The organism is Psittacicella hinzii, from assembly GCF_003585935.1.
Taxonomy (GTDB): Bacteria; Pseudomonadota; Gammaproteobacteria; order Enterobacterales; family Psittacicellaceae; genus Psittacicella; species Psittacicella hinzii.
This window is the reverse complement of the sequence record NZ_NRJG01000063.1, coordinates 21,118-28,124: the sequence shown is the minus strand read 5'-3', so window position 1 is coordinate 28,124 and position 7,007 is coordinate 21,118. Positions and strand designations below refer to the sequence as shown.

The 7,007-nt window shown below is 37.2% G+C and carries 6 protein-coding genes; 2 read left to right on the top strand and 4 right to left on the bottom strand.

Annotated elements, in window-relative coordinates; translation table 11 throughout:
• Positions 1-153 precede the first annotated feature (153 nt).
• Entirely contained in the window at positions 154-1,665 is a 1,512-nt protein-coding gene (locus CKF58_RS04135; protein ID WP_119531258.1) for an alanine/glycine:cation symporter family protein, read from the top strand.
• Positions 1,666-2,182: 517 nt separating this feature from the next.
• Complete coding sequence (locus CKF58_RS04130; protein ID WP_119531256.1) at positions 2,183-3,721, top strand: alanine/glycine:cation symporter family protein; 1,539 nt, start codon at positions 2,183-2,185, stop codon at positions 3,719-3,721.
• 54 nt (positions 3,722-3,775) lie between these two features.
• On the opposite strand, the gene pyrE is transcribed toward CKF58_RS04130, so the two are convergent.
• From pyrE to CKF58_RS04110, 4 genes are all read right to left on the bottom strand, one after another.
• Positions 3,776-4,399 carry an orotate phosphoribosyltransferase gene (gene pyrE / locus CKF58_RS04125; RefSeq protein ID WP_119531254.1) on the bottom strand — a complete coding sequence of 208 codons (624 nt, stop codon included), beginning with the start codon at positions 4,397-4,399 and terminating at the stop codon, positions 3,776-3,778.
• Between the two features lie 173 nt (positions 4,400-4,572).
• Positions 4,573-5,268: an orotidine-5'-phosphate decarboxylase gene (gene pyrF / locus CKF58_RS04120; RefSeq protein ID WP_147397210.1), complete on the bottom strand. Its 696-nt coding sequence runs from the start codon at positions 5,266-5,268 to the stop codon at positions 4,573-4,575.
• Positions 5,269-5,324: 56 nt separating this feature from the next.
• Positions 5,325-6,245 carry a dihydroorotate dehydrogenase gene (locus CKF58_RS04115; protein WP_119531250.1) on the bottom strand — a complete coding sequence of 307 codons (921 nt, stop codon included), beginning with the start codon at positions 6,243-6,245 and terminating at the stop codon, positions 5,325-5,327.
• Positions 6,238-6,999, bottom strand: coding sequence for a dihydroorotate dehydrogenase electron transfer subunit (locus CKF58_RS04110; RefSeq protein WP_119531248.1), 762 nt, complete (start codon positions 6,997-6,999; stop codon positions 6,238-6,240). Before CKF58_RS04110 ends, CKF58_RS04115 begins: the two co-directional genes overlap by 8 nt.
• Between the last annotated feature and the right edge of the window lie 8 nt (positions 7,000-7,007).

Here is a 7,007-nt window from a genome sequence, read left to right as displayed (position 1 = left end):
TTTTAAACGATGAATTTATATTTGGCTAGTGATCTAATAAAACCGCAGGTTACTACAAATAGATTTGGTATTTGAGTTTAGTATTTATTAACAACTGATTATTATTTACAATAAGTTGTTAATTCATCAGATTAATAATGGGATTAAGGTTTTATGGATTTTCTAGCAGCATTTTATAAATGGCTCTCAGATAGTTTAAACTTTTTATTACCTATAGCATTACCTGTTGTAGGTTTATTCTTTTTAATTGTTACTAAAGGTGTACAATTTAGATTATTTGGTACAGCTTTTAAAAGCATTTTACGTGTAGATGCCCGCAAATCAATTGATGAGAAAAACATTTCTCCAATGCAAGCATTTATGACCGGTCTAGCTTCACGTGTAGGTACGGGTAATATTGCAGGGGTTGCTTCTGCAATTATGATCGGTGGTCCTGGTGCAGTTTTCTGGATGTGGTTTGCTGCTTTATTAGGGATGGCTTCATCTTTTGCTGAATCATCATTAGCACAGCTATACAAAACTCGTAATAAAGAAGGTGAGTTCGTTGGTGGGCCGGCATTCTACCTAGCACAAGGTTTAAAATTACCATTTGTGGGAGTAATCTTCTCAATTTGTTTAGCTTTCACTTATGGTTTTGCTTTCAACTCAATTCAAGCAAACCAAATTTCTAATACTTTACACTCAGCTTTTAATGTTGAAGTATTAACTACAGGTATTATCATTACCGCTATTACAGCTGCGGTTATTTTTGGTAACCTTAAATATGTATCACGTATTTCTACAAGCATGGTAGGCGTGATGTCAGTAGCTTATATCTTAATCGGTTTAGCAGTATTAGTAGTTAACTACGACAAAATTTTACCGGTATTTGGTTTAATTTTTAGAGAAGCGTTTAATTTAGAAGCTGGTGTTGGTGCATTATTTGGTACTGCAATCACTTACGGTATTAAACGTGGTCTTTTCTCAAACGAAGCTGGTATGGGTTCAGCACCAAACATTGCAGCTACAGCTGCAACACGTCACCCTGCTGAACAAGGCTTTGTACAAATGATTGGTGTTTGTTTTGATACGTTTATTATCTGTACCTTCTCAGCATTAATCGTTTTAACTTCAGGCGTATATAGTACAGGTCAGTATGACAATGCTGCATTAACAACCCAATCTGTTGTACATTCAGTTGGTGGTTGGGGTGCAATTGCCATGTCAATTATCATTTTCTTATTTGCTTTCTCATCGATTGTAGGTAACTTTGCTTATGCCTTATCTGGTTTAAAATACTTTACGCAAAATAAATGGGTGCGTGTAGGCTTTACTTTAGCTGTGTGTGCATTTGTCTTTATTGGTGCGATTTCTAAACCACAATCAGTTTGGGATGCTTCTGATTTATGTATGGCGATTATGACTTTAATTAACTTATTTGCCATTGTTATGTTATGGAAACAAGTTAAATTAATCGTTGACGACTACATCAGACAAAAACGTAAACAAGATAAAAATCCTGAACACGTAATTGAGTTCAACTCTGATTTATATCCTGTATTACGTGATAAAATCTATCACAGTTCAATTTGGTCACGTAAACTTGACGAAAGTCATGATGATCAAATTCACAAAGAAGTTGGTTATAAGATCTTTGGTGAAAACCAAACAGATAACCACCGTTAATTAAAATATGAAAGAAGAGTCCTAAGTGGACTCTTTTTTCGTTTGTAAATGATGACCATTAGTACCTCTGTGCATATTGGCATTTCTCCTAGCTATCAAATATGAGTCTTCAATCTCTAGTATTCATTCCTCAAGTCCCAAGACTAAAACATCAGCCTCATCTAATTTTCTATTCTTCAATCCTCAAGCTTTAATATTTCTTGCCGCAATTCTTTAAGTTCTTAATCCTATTTACTTGCATTAGTTCACGAATTTCATAAGGTGAGCAAAAAATAATTTTAATTATTTTCATTTAGCTTATGCTAATATATACCAGTTATTTATGCTAATTTTTAGAAAAAAGCTCTTAAATATTAAGAGCTTAGCGTAATTAGCTTTTATCACACACTAAAACATATACATATACATTTTACTAACCCCTACTTATAGCTACTCATTGATATCCTAAAGTCTAGGATAGTTGCGAGTTGTTTTTATTATTTGTCTGGGGAATAAATACGACACTTGTGAGTACATAATGGATCTTTTAGAAGCTCTTTATCATAAAGTTGTAGCTGTGATTAACTATGCTAATTTAATGGCTGTAGTTAATTTTCTGCTGCCTATAGCTTTAGTGCTAGCCGGAGCATTCTTCTTTATCGTTACTAAAGGAGTACAAATCCGTCTTTTTGGCACTGCGGTTAAAAGTTTATTTCGTGTAGATGCGCACAAATCAATCGATGAAAACAATATCTCTCCGGTACAAGCTTTTCTTACAGGTTTAGCTTCACGTGTGGGGATTGGTAATATTGCTGGGGTAGCGTCTGCGATTATGGCTGGCGGTCCTGGAGCTATTTTCTGGATGTGGTTTGCAGCCATTTTAGGGATGGCGTCAGCCTTTGCTGAATCATCACTAGCTCAACTGTATAAAACTAAAAACGATAAAGGTGAGTTTGTTGGTGGACCGGCATTCTATATTGCGCAAGGCTTAAAATTACCAACCTTAGGGGTAATTTTCTCTATTTGCTTAGCTTTTAGTTATGGCTTTGCTTTTAACTCGATACAAGCTAACCAAATTGCTAATACTTTACATGCAGCTTTTGCGGTAAATGAGCAAGTTACAGCCATTATTGTAACTGTTATTACCGCAGTGGTAATTTTTGGTAGTCTGAAAGCTGTAACTAAAGCTTCTTCTGGCTTAGTGGTAGTAATGTCGTTAGCTTACCTTGGTATTGGTTGTGCAGTTTTAATCGTTAACTACCAAAACATAGGTCCGGCATTTGAAGCAATTTTTGCAGGAGCATTCGACCTTAAAGCTGGTCTTGGCGGTTTATTTGGAACGGCGATTTCTTACGGGATTAAACGTGGTTTATTCTCAAATGAAGCAGGTATGGGTTCAGCGCCTAATATTGCCGCAACCGCAGCAACTCGTCACCCAGCTGAACAAGGCTTTGTACAAATGATTGGGGTATGTTTTGATACTTTTATTATTTGTACTTTCTCGGCATTAATTGTTTTAACTACGGGCTTATATATGCACGGTACTTATGACAATGCAGCTCTAACAACACAATCAGTTGTACACTCGTTAGGTGGTTGGAGTGCTATTGCCATGTCAATAATTATTTTCCTCTTTGCTTTCTCTTCAATTATCGGTAACTTCGCTTACGCAGTTTCAGGCTTAAAATACTTTACCCAAAGTAAAGCTTTACGTTTTCTCTTTGCTCTATGCGTATGCTTTTTCGTGTACCTTGGTTGTATTTCTTCACCAACTTCGGTTTGGAATGCTGCCGATTTATGCATGGCAATTATGACTTTCTTAAACTTAATTGCAATCGTTCTTCTATGGAAGCAAGTTAAACTAATTATTGACGACTATACTCGTCAACGCGGTAAACAAAAACAAGATCCTAATTATCAAATTATCTTTAATTCTGATCTCTATCCAGCATTACAAGATAAGATTTACCACACTTCAATTTGGTCACATAAGTTTGATGAAACCCATGATGATCAAATTCATAAAACAACAGGTTACAAAGTTTTTGGCACAAACGAAACTGATAACCATCGTTAATTAAACAAAATAAATCCCCAACTGAAATCATTTCGGTTGGGGATTTTTTGAGGTCTATAAACTGTCACGCCATGCTTTAAGACTAGCTACTTGTTCTGGTTTTACATAACCTAAAGTTTGCGCTTGGTTAATTAAAGCGTCATAAGAGGTTAAGGTATATAACGGACACTTAGCTTGCGTAAAAGCATTGTTTGCTTTATCTAAGCCATAAGTAAAAATAGCTACAACACCTAATACTTGTGCCCCATCCTGTTTTAGAGCTTGTACTGCACCTAAAGAAGATACACCTGTAGAAATTAAATCTTCAATTACAATAACTTTTTGTTGCGGAGTGATTTTCCCTTCAATTTGATTAGTTTTGCCGTGTTTTTTCTTAGCATCGCGTACATACACCATAGGTAAGTTTAAAAGCTCACTAACCCATGCTGCATGCGGAATACCAGCCGTAGCTGTACCAGCAATAACTTCTACGTCGGGAAAATGCTGCTTAATAAGTTCAACCATCCCCAGAGCAACATCTTTACGAATATTGGGATAACTCATAGTTAAACGGTTATCACAATAAATAGGTGAGCGAATGCCAGAAGTCCAAGTAAAGTAATTTTCTACTTCTGGACGTAATTCTACGGCTTTAATAGCTAATAGATGTTGCGCAATTTTTGCAGCTAAAGTCGTCATATAAACCTCTAATGCGTGAAACGGATAATCTTCAAAAGTAAAAATAAGATGTTCTTAAGCAGTTAAAAGTCGGTGCTTAAAAATAAAATTAATAAGTAGTAAAAATCGGTGCTTAAAATGTAAAGGTTAAATATCAATGAATAAGTATTAAAAGTTTGATTTGTTTTTGCAAGCTATGCTGTAAACTCTTGCACAAATTTGTCATATGCGGCTACTGGATCATTAGCGCGTGTAATTGGACGTCCAACGACAATATATGACGCACCTTGCTGCTTCGCAAAGGCTGGAGTTGCAACTCTTTGTTGATCACCAACTTGATCTTGAGCGCCACGAATACCTGGGGTAACTTTTAAGAAGTCTGCACCACAAACTTGGCTAATTTGTGCAGCTTCTTGTGCCGAACAAACAACGCCATCAAGACCAGCTTGTTGACTAATTTTTGCATAACGTAATACACTCACGAGTAATGAGCCACTTATGCCTTGTTGTTCGTGCATTTGTTGTTCTGAAGTTGAAGTTAATTGTGTAATCGCAATGACTTTAGTGTCAGGACTTCCTCCATCGATCATGCCTTGCTTAGCAGCAGTAAGCATAGCCATGCCCCCTGCTGCATGCACGGTTAAAAGATCAATTTTAAATTGCGCTAAGCCTTTGGCAGCACCATACACCGTATTAGGAATATCGTGTAATTTAATATCAAGAAAGATTTTATGTCCTAAAGCCTTGATATGCGCAAGAATACTCGGACTATTTTGTAAATAGAGTTCCATTCCTACTTTGACAAATAAACTTCGATTATCAAATTGCTGTAAAAACTCTAAAGTTTGCGTGCTAGTTGGAAAATCCAAGGCAATAATAACTTGTGACAAAATTTACTCCTTCTTGCTCTTAATGCAAATGATTATTAAGTGGTTAAAATTAAAGATTAGGCTGTTTTCCAAGCACGATCTTTAAGCTCAAGAATATGCTCGACTTTTAATTTATCAAGAATAGTTTCGAGTTGCTGAATAATTTTTGGACATACCCATGGGTCAGTAAAGTTAGCTGTACCAATAGCTACGGCACTAGCACCAGCAGAGATATAATCAATAACATCCCAAGCATCCATAACTCCTCCCATGCCAATAATCGGGATCTTAACCGCTTGTGCTACTTGATATACCATGCGAATAGCTACAGGTTTAACTGCTGGACCAGACAAACCACCGGTTTTATTGGCAATAATAGGTTTACCGCTCTTAGGATCTAAACGCATGCCAATTAAGGTATTGATCATGGTTAAGCCATCAGCACCAGCAGCTTCTACGGCTTTTGCCATAGCGACAATATCTGTAACGTTTGGTGAGAGTTTTACATACACAGGCACGGCAGATACTGCTTTCACCGCTTTAACTAAAGCTGCAGCTGTTTCAGGATCTGTACCAAATTGAATACCACCACATTTAACGTTGGGGCAAGAGATATTTAACTCTAGAGCTTTAACATTAGGAGCTTGACTAATAAGACGTGATACCTCTACATAATCTTCGATAGTCGAACCGGCAACATTAGCAATAATTGGTACATCATAAGCTTCTAAGGCTGGAAGTTTAGTTGCCATAATCTCATGCACGCCAGGATTTTGTAAGCCAATAGCATTTAACATGCCTGAAGCTGTTTCAGCTACTCGTGGCGTAGGATTACCAAATCTAGGTTCAAGAGTTGCGGCTTTAATCATAATCGCTCCGAGCTGACTAAGATCATAATAGTCTGCATACTCTAAACCAAAAGCAAAGCATCCCGAAGCTGGTATAATAGGATTTTTTAACTCTAATCCTGGAAGAGATACCTGTAAGCGTTTACTCATAATTATTAAAAGTTAAATCTTTAGCGTTAAAAACCGGACCATCGTAACAAATGCGTTTAGTTTGTCCGTGAACATCTTTACAAACACAAGCGTAACAAGCTCCAACTCCACAAGCCATGCGCTCTTCAAGAGAGACGTAGCCAGGTTTAGTTTCTTGTTGCGCTAGGGCTGCTAACATAGCTGTTGATCCACAAGCATAGTAAGCATCATAGTCAAGTTTAAATTCTTTAATTGCTTGGGTTACAAAACCTTTAAAACCTTGGGAGCCGTCAACCGTACAAATAATAGTTTGTCCCAGAGCAGCAAACTTGTCAGCATAAAACACATCTTCTTTAGTTGCAAAACCAAGCACGTGGATGGTTTTTACTCCGCGTTGAGCAAATTGCAGCGCTAGTTCATACAAAGGTGGTACACCAATGCCTCCACCAACTAACAAAGCAGTTTGTCCGACCTCTAAGCTACTAATGTCAAAACCTTTACCTAGTGGACCAAGAACATCTAGTTCGCTGTGAGGAGCTAAGGCTGCTAGAGCCTTAGTTCCTGCACCTTGTGCGCGATAGATGATCGTAAATTGCTCCTTTTCAGGCATGATTTGGCAAATGGATAGCGGACGACGTAACATGAACTCTGTTCCTTGTCCAATGCGAATATTTACAAATTGTCCAGGTTGTAGCATGTTTGCAACTTGCGTACTTTGTAAAGTGAGTAAGTAAATATCACGTGCTAGACGTTCTTGTGAGATTATCTTAGCCATAAGTTTGC

What these genes read in the sequence shown, in the direction of transcription:
- CKF58_RS04135 (WP_119531258.1), top strand. Translation starts at nt 154, where the DNA reads ATGGATTTTCTAGCAGCATTTTATAAATGGCTCTCAGATAGTTTAAAC.
- CKF58_RS04130 (WP_119531256.1), top strand. Translation starts at nt 2,183, where the DNA reads ATGGATCTTTTAGAAGCTCTTTATCATAAAGTTGTAGCTGTGATTAAC.
- pyrE (WP_119531254.1), bottom strand. Translation starts at nt 4,399, where the DNA reads ATGACGACTTTAGCTGCAAAAATTGCGCAACATCTATTAGCTATTAAA.
- CKF58_RS04115 (WP_119531250.1), bottom strand. Translation starts at nt 6,245, where the DNA reads ATGAGTAAACGCTTACAGGTATCTCTTCCAGGATTAGAGTTAAAAAAT.
- CKF58_RS04110 (WP_119531248.1), bottom strand. Translation starts at nt 6,999, where the DNA reads ATGGCTAAGATAATCTCACAAGAACGTCTAGCACGTGATATTTACTTA.